Here is a 24,587-nt window from a genome sequence, read left to right as displayed (position 1 = left end):
CATGACTCCGTCATTGTGGCAACCAATGTCGCGTATGTTTCACGAATCATTCGTCTCTAGAACCCCAGGTGAGGGGGCGCAAGACCTCCTTCTAGCTGAAGAAACCTGACGGCTCGGGGCGCTATTGACTGTTGAACAGATATAGGACCGAAGCGCTCAAACATGACGTAGGGTGACTCTGATGCAAAATAGGACTCAAAATCAAAAACAGATCCGCCTGTTAATCGACAATGACACGGGAATCGATGATGCGTTGGCGCTGGCGTACCTTTGCGCCTGTGACCACGTGGACATTGTTGCGGTCACCAGCACCCCGGGCAATGTGAACGCTGACCAAGTTGCTGCCAACAATCGTGCACTGCTGACCCTCTGTGGCAATCCGGAAGTGCCGGTGCTGATCGGCGCGCGGAAGCCTTTGGAAATTCCGCTAGTCACCACGGAGGAGACCCATGGGCTCCAGGGCGTCGGTTATGCGACGTTGCCAGACGCCGGAGCGAGGGAAGGCGAAGACCGAGACGCTGTGGACTTCTGGAACGACGCTGCCCGGGCGAACCCTGGCGAACTCACGGTGCTGTTGTGCGCACCATTGACTAATTTCGCCTTGGCGCTGCGTCGAGAACCTCGCTTGCCATGGTTGCTACGCAAGGTCGTGATCATGGGTGGGGCGTTCTACTACCAAGGAAATACAACCCCAACCGCCGAATGGAATACGCATGTGGACCCGCATGCCGCGAAGGAAGTTTTTGCAGCCTACACCGCAGCGGCGGAGGCGGGGCTTCCCGAAGAACAGCTGCCGATTGTGTGTGCATTGGAAACAACCGAGCGATTTGAGATGCGACCGGGATTTGTCAATGACTTGGCCATGACCGCCGAGCTTGACGAAGAACATGTTCGGGAAACAGATCCAGAGGGTACCCGGAGTAAAGCGGAAAACCTGTTGCTCCGGTATGTCTCCGATGCTTTGCGATTCTATTTCGAGTTTCATAGAAACTACGACCAAGGCTACATCGCCCACGTTCACGATTACTTCGCAGCAGGTGTTGCCGCAGGTACGTTGGAGTATCAAACCAAGCTTGCGACGTTGGATGTGGAAACCGAGTCCACGTTACTTTTTGGAACAACGGTCGCTGACTTCCGCGGACTGTGGGGAAAACCTGCAAACGCGAAGGTGGTCACGGAAAATAATCCGGCACGGGGGTTCGACGAGTTGCGCGAGAAGCTGGCCGATTTGGCCCGCCGAATGTAAAGAGAATCTTCGAGAAGACACTTCGTGAGCTAAACTCATGAACCGGGCCAAGGTGACATAGGTCCGGTAATCGGGCGTCCAGCAGTATCTGCGGGACGCGATCCATGCACTGTATCTGAGGATTCTCTTCACCATGTCACCCAATTTGCTCCTTGCCGACGAATCGACCGGCAGCAAGCTCCGTCGTAACCTCTTGGCGGTTGCGGGCACGCTTCTGCTCATGACGACCTATACGGTCCTCGTGATTACCCAACCGACAGATCTCACCGGGGGGCTGGGCCAAGGAGTCGCACTGGCAACATTCGCGGCCTATCTGCTGTCTGCCTTGTTGCTCCTGGCTGCTGTCCTTCGGGACCTGCCAGTGTCGACATTGACCTTGATTCCCGTGGCGCTCGGTCTGAATATCCTCTTGGGGCAGTTCGTCGGCTCGGTGATGGTGCCCCTGTATCTGGACTCTATCGGCACGGTGCTGGTCGGATTCCTCGCAGGCCGTCGTGCCGGTGCGGCAACAGGAGTCTTGGGAACCCTGATCTGGTCCCTGTTCGCCCCGACAGTACTCCCGTTCGCCGCCGGAGCGGCGCTTATTGGCTTCCTTGCAGGCACGGCAGCTCGCTTCGGTGCTGTCCGACGTGTGTATCTGGCTCCCATCGCTGGTCTTGTTTCCGGTGTTCTCGTTGGAACGATTTCTGCACCGGTAGCGGCATTCGTCTTCGGTGGGACTTCTGGGGTCGGAACCGGAGCGGTAGTGGCGGCATTCCGCTCCATGGGCGACTCGCTGCTGTCCGCGGTCACCAAACAAGCGTTGATATCCGACCCAGGGGACAAGGCAATCGTTTTCCTCATTGCTGCGATGCTCGTTTACGCTCTCCCCAGCCGGATGTACCAGAGTTATGAGTTCGTGCGTCGTTATCGGGTGCTTGGCAACCTAAGCGGAGAACGAGACTAAGGGAATGGACCGATTTCAACGGCTGCATCCGTTCACCGTTCTGGCGGTGGCTGCTGCAGTAGTGACAACGACGACGGCTGCGGGACGCTGGTGGCTTAGCTGCACGGTGCTTGCTTGCGCGTTGATTGTGGCATGGAGCGTTGGCAAGAGCGTAAAACTTGTTGGCTTATCGAGTGCGATCGTGCTGCCAACTTTTGCCTCGCAGCTGATGATCCATGGGCTGGCCTCCAACGGAAAATTTGGGCTGACGCAAGTAGGCTTGCAGACAGCCGCAGAACTTGGCCTGCGAACGGCTGTGCTGGTCGTGGTCGGGTTGCTGTGCGCCTTGATCGTAGACCGCCATCAACTGGTGGCGGCGATTGATTTGTCGAAGGCGCCTGCTCAACTTGGATATCTGGTCGCTGCGACACTCCTCCTGATTCCGCAATTAGCCGATCGTCAGCGGGCCATCAGCGAAGCACAAATGCTGCGACAGGTGAAGTTTCGCCGTGGGCCACGAGGCTGGTTTCAGAAGATCCGTTTGCAGGCGGTTCCCTTGGTGCTTTCGACTTTGGAAGAATCAGCTAATCGCGCACCGCATTTAGCTGCCAGAGGCTTTCCGGCAGCTCAGAGTGTGACACGCCTTCGAGAAATTCCAGATTCCAAGGCGCAACGTGGGATTCGCCGTGTTTCAGGGCTTTGTGCGTTGCTACTGCCAGCTCTGCTGCTGGTTCCAAACTGGATGGATTTCGCATGACCAGGGAATTGAGAATGGGAAACCTGAAAATGGGGTTGGACCTAGACCTTGACCTCAAGCGTTTCAGATATGCGCGAGCAGAGACCGACGTTCTCCAAGACATCAAGATCAACATTCGTCCTGGGACCGTGACTGCTATTAGCGGTGATTCAGGATCAGGGAAATCGACGCTGGGCGCAATCTTGGGCGGAATACTGCCCCGAACCGGATTAGACCAGTTCGAAGGCGCAATAACCGTTGGCGGCAAGCACATTGCATTCTCAGAGAACGAAAGTCCTCGAATTGATCCTTCTGGCTGGGCACAGCACATTGCGTTCCTGCCTCAGGACGCCAATGACTATCTCTCAGGAATCAGGGAAACTGTTGCCGAAGAGATGGCTTTCTCGCTGGAGAATCGCGGGGTGCCACGTAAGGACATTCTGACCCGTATTCGTGCAGTCGCCGACATGCTGGATATCAAGCATCTCCTTGCACAGTATGCTGGCACCCTATCCGGTGGGCAAACACGAATCGTTGCATTGGGTGCCCTTATGGTCGATAACCCTCAGGTGCTCGTCTTGGACGAGCCGCTGGCAGGATTGGATAAGAACGCCCAAAACATGGTGTTATCCGCCATCCAGCAACTGAAATTGCTAGGCAAAGCAATCGTCGTCATAACCCGGAACTACGTCCATGGTGCGGACCTTGTTGACGAGGTCCTCAAACTGGAAGACGGCGAACTCTCACGGTTCGAGCGAAAATCTCTCCCATCGAATCAAGAATCAAATCTAGACAAGAAGCCAGCTCAACTCACTGGGAGAAATTGCTCGCGGGTTCTTCTGGAGTTTGCCGGAACAAATCTCGGCTACCAACCATCGGCACCCCAGATTGTTAGTGGATTCAACCTCAAGATCCATGCGGGCGAATGCGTGGCATTACTGGGACCCAACGGTATAGGCAAAACGACCATTCTCAAAGCTGCAGCTGGATTGCTCAAACCCACAACAGGAAAAATACGCACGAGTACTTTTCCGGGCCTATTGCTACAGAACCCTAACGACCAACTTATCGAACGAACGGTGTTCAAAGAAGTTGGCTACGGCCTTCGGCCTGGCACCGAATCCCGGCGGCAAGTAGCGGAAGTACTTGACCGGCTAGATCTGAGGGGCAAGGCAGAAATGCACCCCTACGAACTGTCCATCTCGGAACGCAAATTAGTGGCCCTTGCGAGCGTTCTTGTGCATGAACCGGAGATCTTGCTGCTGGATGAACCAACAGAAGGATTGGACGAAAACGCAATAGGGGTACTTCGAGAAATACTCGACGTGTGCACTTCCAAGGGCCATGGCGTTTTGTTTACGAGTCACGACGATTCGTTCGTTGCTCACGCAGCGAACAGGACAGTGCAGTTGAACGCCGTTGAAAACGCGAGATAGACCAGCCCAACCTTCTCTGCCCCATTCAGCATGAAGTCCAGAATCCTGCAGGAAATCATTCTGGACAGTCTGGCCGGATTTCCTCAAGATGCAGGTGAGCTCTGCTTAGCCTTGGTGGGAGTTCATCGCCTCGAACGCTGAGTTCCTGCGCGAAAGCCCGATGGTCAGTAGGATGCCAACCAGTGCGAAACCGCAGGTGATCCACAAGGTAGAGTTCCATCCACCGGTAAGCGTTGCTACGCCTGCCAGCAACATGGGGCCGGTGAAGTTGCCGATGTTGAAGATCTGCTGGATCAGGCCCATTGACGCTGGCGCGGAACCGCCGGCAGGTGCCAGGTCTACGGCTACGCGGGTCATGGCGGTGGGAATTGTTGCCCCACTGATGGAGAACAAACCGACGGCGATCATCTGGATCCACAGCAGATGTGGCGGGTAGGTGAAGACGAACGTCATGGTTGAGGTCACTGCCATCAGGACAAAACCAACCAAGAGCATGGTCCTGCCGTTGGCACCCCTGTGCAGCAGCAAGCCGCTGATGATTGCTCCGACCGCATTCAGCCCGCCGACCACTGCGGTGATCAGCCCGCCGGAGACAGGGGAGAGACCGAAACCTTCATAGATGGTGGGGAGGAATCCCACGACTGCCATCCACTGAACGGTGTAGCAGCCGAAGATCAGGCCGCTGACCCAGACGCGTCCGGACTTGGCGGTGATGCCGATGCGACGGGCGGCTTCGCGCATTCCAGCGGCGCCTGCTGGGGCATCGGGACCTACGAATTTCAGCACCAGCGGAATTGGCAGTAGCGTCAGGGCCGCCAGAATCCACCACCAGGTGCTCCATGACATGTGCTGAAGGACCAGAGCCGTGCTGAAGACTCCGAGGAACGTCGCCATGCCCATATAAGCTGCCCACCAGCCGACAGCCATGTTCAGGTTCTTCAACGGCGCGTGCAAACGAACCAGTCCTGGACCCATCACGGTTGTCATGATGACGCCGGCACCTTCGATGATGCGGGTTGCCAGAAGAACGTAGGCGTCTTGGGACGAGCCGCCGAGGGCCGAACCGAGGACGAGCAATAACAGCCCGAGCAGCAACGTCCTGCGCTGGGAAATGACTTCTGAAAGCAGCGATACCGCCAAACCACCGAGCATGCCAGCCACCTGGACCACACCGAGAAGGGTTCCAGCGAATAGCAGGGAGAATCCTAGCTGCTCCTGGATGACGGGCAAGGCCGGTGCCAGCTTCCAGATATGGAGACCGGCCACCACTCCGGAAGCCACGATGATGATTCAGGCGATATTGGTTCGCTGCTGAACTGGCTGCGACGCTGCAGACACCTGCGGCACTCCTTCTCTGTTCGGGTCCGATATCAGGTTTCACGGTGTGAGGACCTCATGGGATTGTTCCACGCTATAACCCATACGCCTACCTATGTGTCATTGAATGAGAAACTGTATTTAAGGGATAAAAGTAATCCTTCCTCGATGCCGCAGACAGACAATACGCACGAAATGCTCAGGGAGGGGCAACCGCTGAACCTGCAATCTAAGTCAATGGAAATTACTCCAGGACGCTGACTCTGTGCAGAATCTAGTCGTCTTTTTCGTTATCCGGCAGGTATTCCTACTCCGGTAGCGTTTCTCGGAATGGGGTCAGCGGTTTCCACCGAACTTTCGGAGATCGGATCGCCTTGATGAGGGACACTCTCTAGAGCCAAGATCGTTTGCGATCGCAAGTAGTCACTGGACTTCTGTCTCATCACAGCTTCGGGGTTGCTGTGATCATTCAACCCTATATCTAGAAGAATAGGGTGGAGATTTGGTTCGGTCCGGCAAGGTAGTCAGCGGCGTGGCGTTCATGGTCTACAACTCGTTGGAGGAGGTTTGGTCACGGGCATGCACGTCTTTGTTCAGCGCCTCTCCGATGGCCACTTTGGCGGTTCTCGACTCGTCGAAATGTACCCGCCGCGTTATTGGAATTTTGACGTCTTCGACGCCATCGACAAGCTGGCGCAGATCGCCGATTGTCTCCGCTGCATTTCAACAGGTGCGAAATGCCATGGAATTTGGGACAGCCGCACCTCCTCGTAGTCATACGTCGGTGGTTTTAGTGGAATTCATACTAATGTAGGGGAAAGCGTGCGGTAACGGTTGCCGCGTCTTTCGTGATTCGGGGGGACTCGGACGAAATGCAGCAGGCCATTGACACGGGAAATACTTATAGATCCACTGTTTTCCCACACCCAGGCAACGGCGCGCGCCATGCACTTAAGGAGCTTGTCTGATGTCTGGTTGGAACGAAATTCTCCGTTACTCGCGACTCTTCCTAGACCATGTCGATCTATACTCAGAAGAGCGCAATTACAAGCTTGAGTTCGCCAAAGGCGCCAAGGTCGCTCGACAACAACTGATGAATGGTCAACAACAGTGGTTCGAAACCCTGCGCCGCGAGATCTCCAAGACCAACCTCGTCAACCAGTACTTCATGATGGCGCTCATCAGAGCCTCCACTGAAAAGCCTGACGCGTTGCGCACTGCCGTTCTCGAATTCTGGGCTGATCCTGTTTCGCCGGCCAAGCTCGACAAACTGGAAAAAAATCTTAGAACACTGAATCCGGAGCGGCTTTCGGCCGGTGGAGCCATAGGTTTCGGGGCATTGCTGCTCATGGCCGTGTACCCAACTGAGTACGTTCCGTTTCGTGCGCGGCGGACGGCCGAGTTTATTCGGCTATTGGGACGAGAGCCACTCAAATCAAGTGCACCGGCCAGCGCCCGGTATGTGCAGGTACTTGACACCTTGGACGAGCTGCTCGAACATTCCCAGTCCGCTGGCTTGCCCATTCAGGATCGGCTGGACGCCCAAGGGCTCATGTGGACGCTCACCAACTCGGACCCCGATTCCACCTGGCCCCGAGAAGAAGCACAAGCCTTCCGCATCTGGCGAGGAGACAAAAATTCTTCAGGGCCAACTTATGCCCGCGGCCCTGGGAAATCACCCGCCACCGAGACTGCGGCTTGGAAGATCCTGGAACCGGGCTTGCTAGGCAGCGTTTCCCCGATTGACGGTCAAACACCAACATGGACGGAGACCGCTTCGTCCAGTCTCCTTCAGACACGTGAGAGCCAAGACGCAGCTGACGCTGGCGGCTTCCTTAATCGGCTTGAAGTCCAGTTGGCGGAGTCATCCAACGATGTTTATCTGCTCGCGGCAGAAATGACCTACTTGCAATGCATCGCACTTTCCAACATAGGGTCGGTCAAGAAGGCCGAACGGATCAACACGATCTTGAGTTGGTCCCCGGAAGGCCCCGCAGAGCTCCCGCATGACCTCAAGGAGGCACTGGAAACACCTGGCTCTTTCCACGGCGGCATGGGCTTCAACATGCATATCGCCGCACATATCGGGTGGCTGCTGCGATTCGTCAAACATATCCGGAGCCTCTCACAGACGGAGCTCGACGCTGCCTTGACAAGCCCGTGGGAGTGGATGAACCTGACGGCTGCCGTTCCGGACGATGTTCCCGCCATCCGCTATGCTATCGATTACCTCGTGTGGCCAAATTACCTCCAGCCGATCGTCGCCAAGGAAGATCGCAAGAAGATCCGTGATGCCTTCGTGCACCTTCTCGGAGGAGCACGCGGCAACACCGAGCTCGATATCGCCCAGGACCTTTACGACATCCGCCAGATCCATGACGGAGAATCGGGTCAGTACACCGAATGGTACGGCGAACCCTACAAGTCACAATGGCAAAACTTCGCAGGAACCGTACGGAAGGCGTGGCTTGTCCGACAGGCCCAGGCTGGCAACCCCATGGCTGAGACCTGGCAAGCCGAAGGGATTGTTACCCTGCCGGCTCAGACGCCGGGACAGGACATCATTGGCCAGGACTTCGAAACTGTCCTCGCCGCTGTTAAGGACGTTTACGGCCATATCAACCTGGCGGATCAGAAGGATAAGGCCAAGGAGCTGCATCGCTTCGCCAGCCAGATGGATGACGGGGATCTGGTCATCGCCCCATGGGAAGAAGTGCTGCTCGTCGGCACTATCGACAGCGAAGCCTACGTCGGAGATTTCCACGGCAACAAGCTGTGCCGCGCCGTCGACTGGCATCCGGATGCTGTTCCCAACGCGGATCTCCCGGATCCGCTTCCCCGTCTGCTTGGCGAACCCGGTGGAATCGTGGATGTCACAGAGGCCCTGCTTGCTATCGACACTTGGCGAAAACGCTCCATCACGAACAACGGGGAAAATCCCGACTCTTCGGGAGGGGGAACACTCACGCCGCGCCTCGACGTTATGCCCCAGCTGAAGAACGCTAGCGATGAGTTGGCAACAAAGCTGTATGTCGAGCGGCCCGACCTTCAGGAAATGATTGATCTTCTCCGAACCCGCCGGCAGATCGTCTTATATGGCCCACCGGGGACGGGCAAGACGTTCATTGGCAAACACCTGGCCCGCTATCTGGCTGGAACGGAGCACGCCGAGCACGTCCAAATCGTGCAATTCCACCCGTCATATTCCTACGAAGACTTCTTCGAAGGCTTCCGGCCTAGCGCACCGGCTAATGGGCAGGTCGGGTTCGAGCTCCAGCCCGGACCTCTGCGCCGGCTCGCCAAACTGGCCAGCCAGCCAGGCAATGAAGACAAGCCGTTCTTCTTGCTAATCGATGAGATGAACCGTGGAAATTTGGCCAAGGTGTTCGGCGAGCTGTACTTCCTGTTGGAGTACCGCAAAGACAGCATCCGGTTGCAGTACAGCCCGGACGAAGAGTTCACGCTGCCGCCGAATCTGTTCATCATTGGCACGATGAACACTGCAGACCGTTCCATCGCCATGGTGGACGCGGCTATCCGCCGGCGCTTTGCTTTCGTTGAATTGCATCCGCAGGATGGGATGGTCAAGGACGTCCTCGGTCGCTTCTTGGCCGCTAACGGAAGGCCAGCTTTGGCAGCGGATCTACTAGATGCCCTCAATGAGGAGCTTGGTTCGGACAAACGTGATCTGGCGGTGGGGCCGTCCTACTTCATGAAAGATGATGCATTGGATGCTCCAGGCCTGCGGCGGGTATGGAAGTACGAGTTGCTGCCCTTGCTCGAGGAGTATCATTTCGGCGAACTCGACCGAGAACAAGTCCACGAACGTTTCTCCCTGGACGCACTGCTCCTCGGCATGGATCGTTCCCTTGACGAGCTGCAATTTCTGGATGACGTGGACGCCGACTAATGCTGAAGGCGCCCACCCGCCACATCGTTCTCGATGAACTGGCGTTTGATTCCCATCCGCTGGAGCTCGATGAGGATACGCGATTGGCACTGGAAAGCACCAAGCTGGTCGTGGCACGAGGCGTTGGTCGCGGCAAGTGGAAGCTATTACCGAACGGATTCGTCGGGGCCGTCCAGATAGATGATCTGCTCGTCGAAGTGAAACCCAAAGGCAAGGTCAGCATCTCGCAGATCCTATTCCTCCTCAGCTATGCCAAGTCTCCTGGGTTCCGGCCGCAGAACGTCGAGGCGGAAGCCACGGATGACCTGTGGGCGGCATTGGGTGAGACCTTGGCGCGGCTTGGCGAACGGGCGACTTCGCGCGGCGTTCTTCAGGGATATGTGTCGAGGGATGAGGCTTTACGGACTGTGCGTGGCCGGATCCGTATGTCGGATCAGGTGACGCGCAGGCCGGGTTTGATGTTCCCGATCGAGGTGACCCATGACGAGTACACGATCGACATTCCGGAGAACCGGATCCTTCGTGCGGCGGTGCGTCGCATGTTGGCCGTGCCTAGACTCAATGCGGAAGTGCGCCGGCGGCTGCTGCACCTTGATCAGAAGTTAGCGGATGTTTCGTCGTTGGTCCGAGGTGACCGGCTTCCGCAATGGGCCCCATCGCGTTTGAACGCCGCTTACGTACCTGCGCTACGTATCGCCGAGGTGGTGCTGCAGAACATGGTGGCCGAGGCCGACGCAGGGAAATTTCACGTTGCTTCATTCGTGGTCAACATGGCCAAGGTATTCGAGGACTTCGTGACCGTGGCGCTGACCGAAGCGTTGCGGAAGTACCCGGGGCGCACCGTAGCGCAATACAAGACGTATCTGGATGAGCCTTGTTCTGATGGTGTACCGCGCGTTGTTTTGCGGCCGGATATCGTCCATTTCGTTGACGGGGAGCCGACGCTAATCTTTGATGCCAAGTACAAGGCAGCATCGGCGAGCGGACAATATCCTAACGCTGACCACTACCAAATGTTGGCCTACGCAACCGCGATTGGAAGGGCCGAAGCTTGGCTTATCTACGCCGATTCAGGAACGCCGACTCGACGTAGAGTCCGCAATTCTGAGATCTCTGTGCATGAGTACCCCATAGATCTTTCCGGAAATCCCGCTGAAATAATTACCAGAGTAGAGTCCTTGGCTGAGCGCTCATTCATAACGGTGTCCGTTGGAATTCGACTAGAAGAATGACAGCCGTCTCGTCATCGAGCGGTTGGAGTCCACGGGGTATCCAAAGTCGAATGTGGAGGACGTCCATTTGGGATATACCCCAACCCGACGGCATGAAATGAGCGAAGAATGTCGGGTTAGGATCTTGGTTTCGTTTTTGCTGACGCTTATCTTGCACGCTTTCGGAAGCTAACCGGACATGTTCCCATTGACACAAACCTGAAGTGACCAGGTCGTAATGCCTCTCGCAAAACGGCGGTATGATTCTCAGAACGGTTCGGCGATGCATTGTCTTGGACTATAGGATTAGTGAGATGAAGATACCCACTTTCCTGTCTGAGTTCGATCCCGCAGATCTGCCTGCTATAGCTAAGGAAAGCAAACCATTGGAGAACGCACCGCTGGATGCGGCGGTGCAGGCGCTTCCAGCTGAGAAGCGAATTGAGGAGGCCTACGCTCTGATACTGGATGCGGTTTACAGCTACTACTTCGCCAAGGAGCTATACGCAAAGCTGGATCGATTGATCCTCAGCAAGAGCGGACCGCTCTCCTCCGGATTGAGAATGATGCGAGACGCCGTTGTCAAAAGCGCTGTGATCGGGATAGCGAAGACTATCGACGAGACGACTGGTCGGACCCGATCTTTACCTCATTCGCTCGGGGCCCTCAAGCGAAGTCTTGAAGATTCACCGGCCGGCTCCAATGAGGCCGACGCCGCGGCGACCATCCAGCTCATCGAACATATCGTGAGCAGTACGAACCCAGACAAGGTGAAGTCCCTCCTATATGTCCGCCACATTCGGAACAAGTGGGCAGGGCACTCATCCTGGGATCTGAGTGTCGACACCTGGCCAACCGGGGATGGAAAGCTCAACTTTCCTCTTCTCGAAGACGGGCTCGTACGCATGGTAAATGCATTCGAGGAGTTTGGCATGCTCCTTAGTATGAGTCCCTATCTGCAAACACTTGAGGAAGCAGCCACACGAGATTCGGATAATCTGGACGGGACTGAGACATTCCGAGTCGCCATCTCCTGGAAGGCGGCAGTTCCGATGGCGCACACTATGCGTGACGCGGGACAAAATAGTGCCCGACAAATCCTCAGTCAACTGCAGTAAAAACAACCTCACCCGCGCCGCCGGGGTCCTCGCTGGAGGAACTTTCACCAAGGCCCGGACCGCAACGGTGTGCCGCAAGCCCATCCACGTCCCGGCACGCATCGCACACAGTGCCAGGAAAATCAGATTCCGACTACCGCTGGACTGGCCCTGGCAATCCGCATGGGAACGACTCTTCACCATCGTGCACGCCCCACCCCCAAACAAGCCTAGGAAACCCTCCGCCAGCCGTCACGAGGGGAGGGTGAGATTGGATGGGCTGTACCCTGCCAGATTCCTAGCAGAGGAAACGAGTGGATCTTCAAAAAACCCATGGGAAGGCCGTTTCCGGCGTTTTAGAGTACGACAACGCTACAGAACATCTAAATGGTGCAGTTCTTGCTGAGTACACAAGCGGTTTGGAAAGATGACCATCTCGCGGCAGCCATAGGTTGGCTTAGATTCTCTCCTGGTCTAGAGCCCCTTCTAATCCGTATGCAGCCGTCTCGGCCAATCGATCTATGATGTCAAGACATCGTCTTCGCGTTGTCGTATCGCCTTGTTTATAGAGTCTTAAGACAGTAGCGATTAGATGGGTACTCAGTAGAGCGTCGGACGTCCTGATATCTCCCAATGCCAGATCTTGTGTTTCCACGCACCGTTCGCAGGCAACGATGGTTGACGGAGGAAGGACAAAGGTTGCCCTGTCTAGCGATACAAACAAATTCTCCATATTCTTGGCGAAGGCTAGACTGCTGATGAACTCCTGGATCAGGTTTTCGGCCGCGGCTGGTTCGAGTTCGTGAGTGTGCCGAAGAGCCCGTGCTGCCGTGTCATGAACTTCGCTGTCATCGTCGTTGAGGAGAAACGCCAATACCTCTGGTGCGACTCCGGAGGAGTTCGCCAGCACTTTCGCGACACCCGCGCGGGCACCTGAATTTAGCTCAGATATGGCTCTGGGAGCGGGGTCTTCGAGAGCCCCATTGATGTACGCAACGATCCATGGATATCCGGCCCGTTTCGCTCCGGGTCCATCTGTCTGGAGCGCTCGTGCCAGGTGGGTCGAGAAAATCCGGGGTGCCCTTAGGCACGCGTGCTTCAGCAATTCAGCGGTTTCGCGGGAATCGAATATATCTAGCGTGGCGCTAGTGAACATATCATTGGCAATTTCTAAAGCCTGGTCGGGATGTGTGTTTAGTAAAGCGAGAATGGCTTCGGACGTTCGTACCCGCACGGCCATTATTGGATCGACCGATAGTTTTCGTACTAATTCCAAGATCTGACCGGAGCGCTCCGGCTGAGCGAAAATGATGCTCGCTGCGGCGTTGGCGGCCGCTCCACGGGTACAGTTCAGCCCGGCCGTGGACAAATCTCCCCCGTAATAGGGGTCTTCGCCCTCAGCACGAGTTCGCGCCTGCTCTTCTGCAGGGTCATCATCGGACGCGCAAGAAATGAGGATCTCGATGAGTTCGTCAGTAGCGTCGGCCGCAACTTCTTGAATTGCCCAGCAGATCTCGCGGCCCAGGTCTTGTCCGGCCAGTTCTCGGCCGTGGACACACAACTCTGTTAGAAGAGTAACCTGAATTTTGTCTGCGACGGCACGGATAATGGATCCCACGTGAGCCGCGTAAGTCCGGTCGTCCAAGGCCATCCCGATCCGCACGAATCGTTTTGGTTCAGCTGTTGCGCACTGGCCGAGTAAAGATGACAATTCCCGTAGGCCTCCCCGTGGGCCGTCCTCGTGCGACCATTCGACTTTGTCGCTGTCGTGAGTCCTAATCGCTTCCAACCACTGCGCATCGCTCATGTGTTTGACCGCCTCTTGGGGGACGGGGGCACCTACTGTTCCGGAAGTCACGCCCTGCGGTGCTTCTAGCGATTGGTACCCGAATTTGCGCTCGAGTTCCTGGATCCGGCGAACGACGGTGGAGCTACGGCGTTCCGGGACGATGCCCGTAAGAAGCTCAAGCTGAGCGCGTCCGAATGATTTCCATCCCCATGTGCTTCTTTCGTAGGAGGGATAGTACTCGAGGAGGATGCGACTGATGGTGACAAGTAGGTCGGAGGCGCATGTCGCGGTAGCTGCGATTAGCAGGTCACGGGTCGCCCATCGCGGTCCGGATGCATAGCCCAATTCGAGGTTTCTCTGGTCTGAGACCAGCCACCTGATGGCGTCGTCCGCTAGTGAGTATGAAGTTAGAGCACGACATGCCAGAAACCTGATTTCTTCGAAATCACTTGTCATCAGCGGATATAAGATTTTAAGCAGATCAGCAGCATTGCGATCGTTGAGGGATTGGAGAGCTGTCTCAACACCAAAGAATAGGACTCCGTCTATCCCATGCGGTTCTCCCGGCCACCGATAGCGCCAGCACGATCCAGAGCGGAACTCATCACTGGCGGCCTGATCTGCCGTGTCTTCTGATACACGGATAATGAATGGTAGTACTTCGTCAATGAACCTTTCGGGCGCGCCGGATGCGATGTTCAGGATGATTTCTTCTCCGCCAGAAGAAGAATAGCTGGGTAGATATTCACTCTCGAACGGGTTAGCGACGCCATCCTTCGAAGATAGGAAAAGCACGCGGCGAAGATACGCACCCGTCACCGTAGCAGCATCAGCAGGTGACTCCTTGGACATCGTGTAGAGGACGGACCAAAAATCACTGTTCACAGCTATTGGCCCGCGCAAACCGTCGGAGTGCCCCCCCTCTAGAATTTCTACAGCCAATGGAACGAGTTCGGGGCGCAAGGACCAACCGAGAAGGGACGAAGCTACGGAATCCCAAAACGCTGATTCACCCAAATGGGGTCGCACCAGCTGAGAAACTCTTATTGGTCTCTCTCTGGCCGCAGAAATGAATTGATTAGCAACTCTTTTAGAGCTGCTCTCGTCCGCTAGCATCCCTTCCCAGTCGCCAAGCGCATCGGCTGCATCGAACCACGTTGGCAGTGCCAAAAGCGACAACAGATGCTCAGACTTCCATGAGGTACCAAACGCGATTGCTTTGAGGGGTTCCCAATCATCTGGACTCGCTTCCAGCTGGCGTAGCAGCGTGATCGGAATGTCCAAAAGATGGGAACGAACAGAATCATCCGAAAACAAGCTAACCACTGTCTCTCGAAACTCCGTGCGGTTAGTCCGAACAAGATACTCAAGGACTTGCCTGGTCTGAGCACGTCGGAACAAAGTCTGCCCTGATTCCACCAGAAATGCTCTAAGGTCTCTTCCTTCAGCTACAAAAGACTCTGCAAACAAGTAATCAAAATATGTTTCGTGGAAAAATGAAACGGACGATTTTTCCTTGAACAGCACTCCTGCTGAGATCAATGCTTCCACCTCAGCCTGATCAGCGGAGCGCAGAATGGATGATGGGGCTGCCAAAACTTCATTCTTGCTCATATGCGAAATCAATGGTCCTGTGATGGAAATCCAATTAAGGGAGCCGACGCGAGCTCGCAAGTTACGGATAGTTTGGTCAGTGAAGCGCTCGTAGAGATCTGGCAAAGTAGCGAAGGATTTCATTCGGTTCTCTTCACCAAGTTGGCTGAAAATCGCATAGTGGAGGGGTGCTTCTAACAGTTTCAGCGTTACGGGTTGCACGGAGCGGGGATCGATTCCGGACCGCTCCAAGGCTTCGAGAACTTGTGCTGGCGTGTAGGGCCCTAGCTTCAATTCGCCTACGCGTTCCTTGTCGGCACGCAGTTGCCTCAGACGGGGATCAAATTCGAGATCAACAGTGCGGACAACAAGGACTATCCGCAGGTTGGGATTCGCCGCTGCCTCCGCAAGCACATCGCTGACTGCGTCAAAATTGTCCTGCATTCGACCGCTGTAGGTGGCAACCGCATCCAACTGATCGATGAACAGTACGGCCGGAGAACCATCGGCGACCCCCGACAAGAGCACTGCCGGGGAAGCCGCTAGATCTTCAGAATTTCCCAGCGCATTCGATGTGTGGACATGTTGCGCTGTTCTATCCATGCTCAGGACAGCGCAGAACCAACCCTCAGTGGAGAGCTTTCCGAGTATTGATTCAGTGAGTGTTGACTTTCCCGATCCGGCTGCTCCATGGAGCAGCAAAATTTGTCGACCTTCGGACTCTGCCGAAACGAGCCACTTGAATACTGCGTCGACACGTGACTGGTCGATCAAAGCCGAATTGGGTTTGAATGGTGAAAGTCGAGAACTATGCCGCTTAATTGTTCGCCCGAGAGCAACAAGAGTTCCTTGGTCTCCAACGAGATATCGCCTGGAGAAACCACGCTCGTCCAGATGCGACCACACCTCTGGGCCCGTTATTGTCTGGTGCATCCGTGTAGTCAGCCACCCGGAGAGTTCATTCATGACGATCTCCGGGTCGTCGCTAAAGAGCTGCTGATACTTGGATCGGACCAGAGGCTCTAGATCATGTTCTGTGTGCAGCTCCACGAAAGTACGCCGAAGGAGGCTCCACACAGTTTCCTCAGGAACGGACCAATACGCAACCAGGTCTCTGAAGTGAGGTATAGATTTATCAGTGAGATTCGCGTGAAACTCTCCAAGGTTTTCGGTATCGCGCGACCGCTTAACTAGGTCCGCCAGATCAGGAGCAGGAGTCGACAGTACTAGTCGCACGATATGTCCGTTTTCTAAATGCCCTAAGACTCGGGCGAGGACCCTGCGCTCCTTCAACGTTCCCATCGTCCAGTTTCTTGTGGAAGGGGAAAGCTTGACCTGCTCACAGGAGCGGACATTGTTTTCCTCGATCCAGAACTCGATTCCTTCGCCCTCATCACCGGGGGGTTCGAGACGCATCCGTGAAGCGTTTCCGCGAAGCAAAGATTCCAGTCGGTTGAGCGTCCACCATACTTCGAATTGGTTTCCAAGCTTGTCCGCAGCTCCGCCGGGTAGAGCGGTCACTTAACCAGCTCCTGGACATCATTGTTGCGGCGGCCTGGACGCAGGTTTTTGTCCTCTTCGAATGTGCATCTCTGTATAATCCGGTACACCGTACTCCGTACCACCTCGAAGAGTTCGGTGATTTCGGCGCTGGTGTGCTGGCCGCCGCGGTGGAGGGCGACGAGGTGCTTTTCCTGGGCGGGGGGGAGCTTGGGTTGCTTGCCGCGGAGCTTGCCCTTGGCCTTGGCGATCTGCATGCCTTCGCTGGTTCGGGCGCGGATGAGGTCGGATTCGAATTCGGCGACCATCGCGAGCACGTTGAAGAGGAGTTTACCGACGGGGCCGGTGGGGTCGTGGATGGATCCGCCGAGGCTGAGCTTGATGTTGCGTTTGGTGAGGTCCTCGACGATGTCCCTTGCGTCGGATAGGGAGCGGGCGAGACGGTCGAGCTTGGTGACCACGAGGGTGCCGCTGGCGCGGCACGCGGCGAGGGCCTGGCTCAGTCCGGGGCGTTCGCGGTTGCGTCCGGTAAGTCCGTGGTCGACATAGAGCAACTCATCCGGGACTCCGAGTGCCCTGAGGCCGGCTTGTTGCGAGCTGAGGTCCTGTTGGTTGGTGGAGACGCGGGCGTAGCCGACCAGGTGCGGTGACATGTCTCGAGTGTAGCGTTTCTGTCACCTAACCGAGACAGTTTATCGGGCGGGGAATACGCGAATTTGGGTTCCTTGGATTTTCAACGTATTTAACCGTCTGGTTCTTGGTGCTCCGGTGTCGCGGTGGGGGATCCTTCATAATGAACCTGACAGGGGTCCGATTGCGAAAAAACTAAATTCGAAGATGAGCGCCTGCACACAACGATTGATTCCTCAAAAATCGAGGAATACTGGACTGTCAGTCCCTCGTTGCGGGACCGCGAGCTGGTGCCTATTTCTAGTAGCCTGGCAGAATGGACACTCCCGGAGTAAAAAGCGAGTTCGACTTAGGTGAAGGAATTTTTGAGAGCTTGCTGACCAATCGGCTGGCTGAGAGGCTTCAGCCCCTTGACGGCTATAGGTCGTCGGTGGAGCCGGTCACGACCGAAAATGCACCGGGCGAACTGGCTCGTTTCCTCGGACGTGCGATCGAAGCACGCTTACATGTACTCGACGTGGATCATATGATTGCGCTGGCCAATCAGCTTCTTGCCCTCATCGGGCATGCCGAAGACGTGCTTCCTGGGCCTCAGCAGCTCATGGAGCTTCAACGCGACAATGGTGTTCGTGCTCGGCCGTTCAAACGCCCGCAAACCTCATTGAGTTCTGCAGCCTTGCTTACAAATAGTCGCGAAGATCCGCAGCTCGCCGTTGAACTGCGAGCCGAGCTTTCCTCCGCAGATCGTGTCGATCTTTTGTGCGCTTTTATCAAGTGGGAAGGACTGCGACTGCTGTCGGACTCGCTCGAGTCGCTCAAGGACCACGACATCCCGATACGTGTCATCACCACGACTTACATGGGCGCCACCCAACGTCATGCTATCGATGAATTGGTGCGTCGATTCGGTGCAGAAGTCCGCATCAACTACGAGACAAACGCGACGAGACTCCATGCCAAAGCCTGGATGTTCCACCGAAATTCGGGATTCGATACCGCCTACGTCGGAAGTTCCAATCTCAGCAGGCCGGCACTTTTGGACGGGCTCGAATGGAACGTCCGGCTCTCGGGTGTGGCAACCCCTGGACTGTTGCAAAAGTTCGCACTGACCTTCGATAGCTATTGGGAAGACGATGCCTTCGTTCCCTATGATCCCGACACGGATGCCGAACGCTTGGACGCGGCGTTGAAACTTGCCGGCGGAACGACGGCGGAACGCATGTTCGGCTCCACGGGGTTGGAAGTGACCCCGCTGTTGCATCAGAAGGAAATGCTTGAAGAGCTTGACGCGGCCCGCACCAACCGCAACGAGCATCAGAACCTGGTGGTTTCTGCGACGGGAACCGGCAAGACCGTCCTGGCAGCTCTGGACTACAAACGACTTTGCGAATCGGCAGGCAAGGAACTCACGCTCTTGTTTGTCGCACATCGCAAAGAAATTCTCGAACAATCGCTGAAAACATACCGTAAGGTCTTGGGCAAGGGATCCTTTGGTGAATTGTTTGTCGATGGGAAAAAGCCGGTTGCATGGAAACACGTATTTGCCAGTGTCCAATCACTGGCTGCACTCGGACTCGACAAGATCGACTCTCGTGCATTCGACGTCGTAGTGATCGACGAATTCCACCATGCTGAGGCTTCCTCGTACCGCAATCTCATTGAACACTTGGAACCTGTTGAGCTATTGGGGCTGACAGCGACACCCGAACGTGGTGACGGTGTCAATGTTGCGGACACTTACTTCGACGGGCGGATAGCTTCCGAGCTGCGCTTGTGGGATGCTCTGGACGCAGACCTTTTAGTTCCCTTCCACTACTTTGGAGTAGCGGATGATGTTGACCTCAGTGCGATCGAATGGAAGCGCGGCTCGTATGACCTGGATCAGCTGAGCAACATCTACACGGGCAACGACATGCGTGCATTGAAGATTATTAACGAGCTTCGCGATAAGGTGCTCAGTACTTCAACGATGCGCGCGCTGGGCTTCTGCGTCTCGGTACAACACGCGCAGTACATGGCGAAGGTGTTCAACGAGGCAGGCATTCCCTCGGTAGCGGTTTCCGGAAACTCAGGAACCGACGAACGTGAGGGAGCGTTGGCCAAGTTGCGTGCCCGCGAACTGAACTGTATCTTCGCCGTCGACCTTTTCAACGAAGGACTGGATGTGCCAGAGATCGACACAATCCTGCTTCTACGCCCAACTCAGAGCTCAACTATCTTCCTTCAGCAACTAGGCCGGGGACTACGCCGAGTCGACGACAAAGCCGTGCTTACTGTGCTGGACTTCATTGGCCAGCAACGCAGGGAGTTCCGCTTCGACGTCAAATACCGTGCCCTATTGGACGTTACGCGCAAGAAGTTGGAACGTGTCATTGACGATGGTGCACCGGGACTGCCCTCGGGGTGTCAGCTCATGCTTGATAGGGTCGCTCGCACCATCGTGCTGGATAACGTTCGCTCCCAACTCAAGCTCAATAAGCCAGCGCTGGTTCGAGAAATCAAGTCTTACGGACTGCTCGAGGTAGACGACTACCTCGAAGCATCGGGCCGGGATCTCAAAGATGTCTACCGTAAGACGGGGGATTCATGGACGGACCTAATCCGCCGAGCTGGACTGGTGTCGGGACGCTCACCGTCGGCTGAGAAGCTAGGCGCCATGGGTAGCGCTCAGCAGGAAGAAGAAAAAGAGTTGCTCAAACGGGTAACTCGTTTCCTCCACGTTGATGATTTTGAACGGGCCGAAGCGTATTCCGAACTGTTGTCGGTAGAAACTCCACGCTATGAAGATATGAGTGAACGGACGAAAATCTTTGCCAGAATGCTTTTCTTCACGTTTTGGGACAACGGCGGAGGATATACCTCTTATGACGAGGGTCTGGACCGAATCCGCGCCTATGGATATCTCGTTCAAGAACTGCGTGCGGCGTTTAAGCGTGGCGTCGCCCGGAGCCCACATGCACCGAAAGGATTGCCGATGGGATTACAGCAGATTCCAATCTACTCCCATGCAACGTATTGGCGCTCGGAGGTGCTCGCCGCACTTGAATATGGATCCTTGGAACAGGGTAAAGGTGTCAATCACCGTGAAGGTGTTGCCTGGTGTTCTCAATCGAGCACCGACGCCTTATTCGTGACGTTGAACAAGGATGAAGCGGTCCATAACCCTAATACGCTGTACAAGGACTACGCGATAAGTCCACGCCTCTTCCATTGGGAATCGCAGAATGCGACGGCACCCACCAGCCCGACGGGTAAGCGCTACTTGGACCGAAAGTCGCATGGATCGCACATTCTGCTGTTTACCCGTGTCGTTGCGGAGGAAGATGGGCGGGTGGTCCCATTCACTTGCTTGGGCAGCGTTGACTACGTCAATCATCAAGGGAGCAAGCCGATAGCCATCACCTGGAAACTACAGCGAGAAATGCCGGTCAGCGTGTTCACAGCGGCAAACGCGGTCGCACGTTGATGACCAAACTATTGCGTTAGAACCAAAACGGTGCTGTGGGGTGCGTTCATGGAACGCGCCCCACGGCACCGCGTTTTTCGACTCGTGTGTTTCCTACAGCTGTTTCACCGACGCCAGCGCGTCGTGGTGCCGCTTGGCGCGGGCACCCGGGTTCCAGATCGCGTAGATGGTGGCGGCAAGGATCGGTGTGATGAAGACGCCGAGGTTTGCGCCCCATGCGCTGCCCGACTGGACCATAGCGATGCCTACCGCTGCGGAGATGACCCAGGCGCTGACGCCTGCGGCATTGAATGCCGGGAACGTGCGGTCGGGCAGGTTCGGGCTGTCCGGCTGGAGCGAGAACTTCTTCTCGTAGCGGATGTGCACCAGGGCAATGGCGACCCAGCCGGTGACCAGCGCGCCTTGCCAGGACAGCGCCAGCAGCAAGTACTGAACCACTGGCAGCAGCATGAGCAGGTAGATGATGACTGCGCCGATGAATACCCAGGCCAGGCTCGGCAGCTTCAGCCCCAGTGCCCGGATGCCGAATTCCTTCAGGTTGGAGATACCCAGGGCGTAGTTCGCGGTGTTGATGCGGGTCTGGGAAACGAAGATGACCAGCAGGCCTAACGGGCCCATGAGCTGGACCAGTGCTCCGGCGACGCCGGTTTCGGTGGCTTCGGCACCTGGGATAGTGAAGGTCAGGTAGATGCCGATCAGGGAGTTTGCGCCGAAGGCCAGGGTGTAGAACAGCCAGCCGAAGGTGTAGCGCTGGTGGACCTTGATGTCCTTGGCGCGTCCCAGCGAGGCGAAGTCCACGGTGTACATCATCAGGATCCACACGCCCATGAAGGCTGCGCAGGTGGCCAACCAGCCGGGGCCGCCGGCGGTGAAGGGCAGGGGACCGGTGGAGTGAGTCAGCCAAGAGCTGCCGCCCGGGTGGGCAATCGACGCCCAGATGACCGCAGTGAGCAGGCCGCCCCAATAGATCGGCAGCAGCCAGCCGTTGATCTTGTCCAGCCAGCGCTGGATGCCTCCGGCAATCAGCGGCAAGGTGTAAAGCACTACGAGCGCGTACCAGAGCTGGATCGGGCCGCCGAACTGCGCCTGGAAGGCGTAGCCCAGGATGGCTCCTTCGAAGACCGCGTAGTAGATGGCGGTGGCGGCGAAGATCAGGGTGGCCAGGACCGCGCCCTTGCGGCCCAGCAGCGTGCGGGAGAACTGCGCGACGGTCAGCCCGCTGCGCAGCGCGTAGCCGGCCAGGATCCGGTTGATGGCGCCGTAGATGACAATGGTGATGGCCAGGCCGATGAGTGTATCGATGGTGCCGTAGGCCTGGGCGAGCGATGCCCCGATGTAGATGAAGAACATGGCCGATACCAGGCCGTACCAGGCCATGGACAGCGAGCCTGCGCTCATCTTTGCCGAGGCGGATTGCTCCATCTCGGGAAGATCCGTGGACGAGTTTGCTGACATAGAACTTCTCCTTTGAATATGGCGTGAGCCATCACATCCCGTAGCGAGTGCGCGGGTATGGCCTGGGCCTGATGTGGGTGGTGCAAGGAAAAACTGCCGGGGCCGCGGGGAACCAGGAATGTCCGGGCGGGCTTGCCGGGTGAAGCGTGTCCAACAAAAGCCGCAGGTGGCGGCGGGTGAAACAGGGCGGTGCGGGAAATGATCTTCGTGGGATCTTCCCCGCACCGCCCGGGCTGCACCTCACGGTGCAATGGGTGGTGCAATAGTTCGTGCTCTGCCGGGACTAGGCGTCCCAGTGGGCGGCCGAGCGGCGCTGCATCAGCTGGCGGTACTGGGTGGTGGAGTTCTCCAGCAGTTCGCCGGTGCCCCAGTGCAGGATCACGCCGTGGCGGCGGATGACATCCAGCATGTCCACGGTGCCTTCGCGGTAGCGGGCGGCCACCGCTTCGGCGTCCTCTTCCAGCCAGCCGCGGCGGCTGGCGCGGATCTGGGTGCGCAGCGCCTCGGTGTCCTCGGCCAGGATGCGGTAGTCGTCCAGTTCGGCGTCGACTTCCTCGATGACCACGCCGTAGTCGGCCGCGGCGCGGTCGATGGAGACATAGCCGTCAATGATGTCCTCCAGCACTTCCTCCGGGGTGCGCTCCAGCGGGTCGCCGAAGCCTCCGCCGCCGGCGGACGGGCGGGTGAACACGTCCCCTGGCTGGATCGGGACCGAGGAGAAGATGGAGCCCAGGAAGCGCTCGTCCTCGGTGCCCTGGTTCAGCCACACGCCGTGCGGGATGGAAGGCAGGCCGCCCTCGATGCCCCAGGTGATGGAGCGCGAACGGTCGCAGCAGTAGCTCATGACGGTGGAGTGCGCATCGGTGAGCATGCCGCCCTTTTCGATGCCCAGTCCGCCGCGGAAGCGTCCCGGTCCGGCCGAGTCGATGGCGATCTCGTGCTTGGTGGTCAGCACGGGGGACAGGCGCTCCTGGCCTTCCACCGGCTGCACCGCCAGGCCCGGGCCGAAGACCGGCGCGGTGGCGGACGAGCCGTCCTTGGAGGAGCGTCCGCCCCAGCCTCCGGCCATCCAGTCGTACCACATGAAGTAGTTCTCCTCGCTGGTGCGGGCATCGCGGCCGCCCACCAGCAGGTATTCCAGGTTGAACGCGCAGGCCATGGCGCGCTCCGGCATGATCTGGCTCCACAGCTCGAAGATGCCGTTCATGATCTTCTCGTACGGGCCGGAGCAGAAGCCGGTCACCGCGTGCGGCCAGCCGGCGTTCACCACCGAGCCCTCCTCGCCGATCTCCGCCTGCACCGCGGCGTAGAAGCCGGAGTTCAGCGGCACCTCGGGGAAGAAGGTCTTGGTTCCCGCATAGATGGCCGAGTGGCTGGTGCCGTAGCCGGAGTTCAGGAAGGTCGCCACCGCCGGGGCGGATTCGGACAGGTCGTAGTGGATGCCCGTGCCGTCCAGGGTCAGCTTGATCTTGATCGGCACCAGGCCTTCGCCCTTGCCCGGGTCCACGTCCAGGTAGTCGGTGGTCTCCCAGGTGCCGCGCGGCAGGTCCTCCAGCTGGCGCAGCACGATGCGCTCCACGTAGTCCTGGGTTTCCTGCATCGCGGTGACCACGGTGTCCTTGCCGTACTTCTCCACCAGGCGCAGGATCTCGCGCTCGCAGACCGCGGTGGCCTCCGACTGCGCGTGCAGGTCTCCCATGGCCTGTTCCGGGGCGCGGGTGTTGGAGACCAGCAGCTGCGCGACATCGTGCAGGAACACGTGCTTGGAGTAGACGCGCACCGGGGTGATGCGCAGGCCCTCGCCGAAGTGCTCGGAGGCGTTCACGTCGAAGGAACCGGGCACATTGCCGCCGATATCCGCCCAGTGGCCCTTGTTCTGGGCGAAGCCGATGATTTCCCCGCCGGAGAAGATCGGGCGGATGAAGGACACGTCGTTGAAGTGGGTGCCGCCGCGGTACGGGTCGTTGATCGCGAAGACGTCGCCGTCGTGGATGTCGGTGCCGAACTGTTCCAGCACCGCCTTGCACTGGAAGTGCAAGGTGCCCACGTGCACCGCGATGTCGCCCGAGCCCTGCATCACCGTGTTGCCCGCCGCGTCGCACAGGGCGGAGGAGAAATCGCGGGAGTAGATGACGAACGAGTAGCAGGTGCGCAGGATCTGTTCGCTCATCAGGTCCACGGAGGTGGCGAACGCGTTCTTCAGCACCTCGAAGGTGACCGGGTCCAGCGCTGGGCCGGAACTGCGGACAGCTGGGGTCTGGATAATCTGAGTCACT

Annotated in this window: 14 protein-coding genes and 1 pseudogene; 10 read left to right on the top strand and 5 right to left on the bottom strand. The window is 57.3% G+C overall.

Translation table 11 applies throughout. From position 1 onward, the window contains the following. Positions 1-181: 181 nt before the first annotated feature. The 4 genes from C1H84_RS08710 to C1H84_RS08695 all read left to right on the top strand — a co-directional run bounded on the left by C1H84_RS08710 (position 182) and on the right by C1H84_RS08695 (position 4,343). On the top strand, positions 182-1,246 hold the full coding sequence (locus C1H84_RS08710) for a nucleoside hydrolase (RefSeq protein WP_113607150.1): 1,065 nt from the start codon (positions 182-184) through the stop codon (positions 1,244-1,246). 133 nt (positions 1,247-1,379) lie between these two features. Further along, complete coding sequence (locus C1H84_RS08705) at positions 1,380-2,192, top strand: ECF transporter S component (RefSeq protein WP_113607149.1); 813 nt, start codon at positions 1,380-1,382, stop codon at positions 2,190-2,192. A gap of 4 nt (positions 2,193-2,196) precedes the next feature. Then, the gene (locus C1H84_RS08700) at positions 2,197-2,928 is read left to right on the top strand and encodes an energy-coupling factor transporter transmembrane component T family protein (RefSeq protein WP_113607148.1); all 732 of its coding nucleotides are present in this window, start codon (positions 2,197-2,199) and stop codon (positions 2,926-2,928) included. Continuing rightward, the gene (locus C1H84_RS08695) at positions 2,925-4,343 is read left to right on the top strand and encodes an ABC transporter ATP-binding protein (RefSeq protein WP_113607147.1); all 1,419 of its coding nucleotides are present in this window, start codon (positions 2,925-2,927) and stop codon (positions 4,341-4,343) included. The genes C1H84_RS08700 and C1H84_RS08695 overlap by 4 nt, the downstream gene beginning before the upstream one ends. A gap of 105 nt (positions 4,344-4,448) precedes the next feature. Here C1H84_RS08695 and C1H84_RS08690 read toward each other — a convergent pair whose 3' ends face one another. Continuing rightward, positions 4,449-5,624 (bottom strand): MFS transporter, encoded by a 1,176-nt coding sequence (locus C1H84_RS08690; protein ID WP_244910857.1) that lies wholly within the window; start codon positions 5,622-5,624, stop codon positions 4,449-4,451. Between the two features lie 615 nt (positions 5,625-6,239). On the opposite strand from C1H84_RS08690, the gene C1H84_RS08685 reads away from it, so the two are divergent. The 5 genes and pseudogenes from C1H84_RS08685 to C1H84_RS18705 form a co-directional block, all read left to right on the top strand. Then, entirely contained in the window at positions 6,240-6,434 is a 195-nt protein-coding gene (locus tag C1H84_RS08685) for a hypothetical protein (protein ID WP_146955979.1), read from the top strand. A 193-nt stretch (positions 6,435-6,627) separates the two neighbouring features. Next, entirely contained in the window at positions 6,628-9,570 is a 2,943-nt protein-coding gene (locus tag C1H84_RS08680; protein WP_113607145.1) for an AAA family ATPase, read from the top strand. Then, complete coding sequence (locus tag C1H84_RS08675) at positions 9,570-10,802, top strand: McrC family protein (RefSeq protein ID WP_113607144.1); 1,233 nt, start codon at positions 9,570-9,572, stop codon at positions 10,800-10,802. Before C1H84_RS08680 ends, C1H84_RS08675 begins: the two co-directional genes overlap by 1 nt. Positions 10,803-11,095: 293 nt before the next feature. Continuing rightward, positions 11,096-11,899 (top strand): hypothetical protein, encoded by an 804-nt coding sequence (locus C1H84_RS08670; protein ID WP_113607143.1) that lies wholly within the window; start codon positions 11,096-11,098, stop codon positions 11,897-11,899. A gap of 4 nt (positions 11,900-11,903) precedes the next feature. After that, positions 11,904-12,101, top strand: a pseudogene (locus C1H84_RS18705) (IS1380 family transposase); the annotation flags it as partial. Between the two features lie 234 nt (positions 12,102-12,335). On the opposite strand, the gene C1H84_RS08665 reads toward C1H84_RS18705, so the two are convergent. Together C1H84_RS08665 and C1H84_RS08660 are read right to left on the bottom strand one after the other, a co-directional pair. Then, positions 12,336-16,781 (bottom strand): nSTAND1 domain-containing NTPase, encoded by a 4,446-nt coding sequence (locus C1H84_RS08665; RefSeq protein WP_146955977.1) that lies wholly within the window; start codon positions 16,779-16,781, stop codon positions 12,336-12,338. Further along, complete coding sequence (locus C1H84_RS08660; protein WP_113607141.1) at positions 16,778-17,413, bottom strand: recombinase family protein; 636 nt, start codon at positions 17,411-17,413, stop codon at positions 16,778-16,780. The genes C1H84_RS08665 and C1H84_RS08660 overlap by 4 nt, the downstream gene beginning before the upstream one ends. A 293-nt stretch (positions 17,414-17,706) precedes the next feature. Between C1H84_RS08660 and C1H84_RS08655 the strand changes: the two genes are divergently transcribed. Further along, positions 17,707-20,856 (top strand): DEAD/DEAH box helicase, encoded by a 3,150-nt coding sequence (locus C1H84_RS08655; protein ID WP_113607140.1) that lies wholly within the window; start codon positions 17,707-17,709, stop codon positions 20,854-20,856. 93 nt (positions 20,857-20,949) lie between these two features. Here C1H84_RS08655 and C1H84_RS08650 read toward each other — a convergent pair whose 3' ends face one another. Both C1H84_RS08650 and C1H84_RS08645 read right to left on the bottom strand, forming a co-directional pair. Beyond that, on the bottom strand, positions 20,950-22,311 hold the full coding sequence (locus C1H84_RS08650; protein ID WP_181728083.1) for a purine-cytosine permease family protein: 1,362 nt from the start codon (positions 22,309-22,311) through the stop codon (positions 20,950-20,952). A 283-nt stretch (positions 22,312-22,594) separates the two neighbouring features. After that, positions 22,595-24,586, bottom strand: a complete 1,992-nt coding sequence (locus tag C1H84_RS08645; RefSeq protein WP_113607139.1) for a hydantoinase B/oxoprolinase family protein — start codon at positions 24,584-24,586, stop codon at positions 22,595-22,597. Position 24,587: the final 1 nt, after the last annotated feature.

This window comes from Glutamicibacter soli (genome assembly GCF_003309065.1).
Lineage (GTDB): Bacteria > Actinomycetota > Actinomycetes > Actinomycetales > Micrococcaceae > Glutamicibacter > Glutamicibacter soli.
This window is presented reverse-complemented; position numbering and strand designations above follow the sequence as displayed.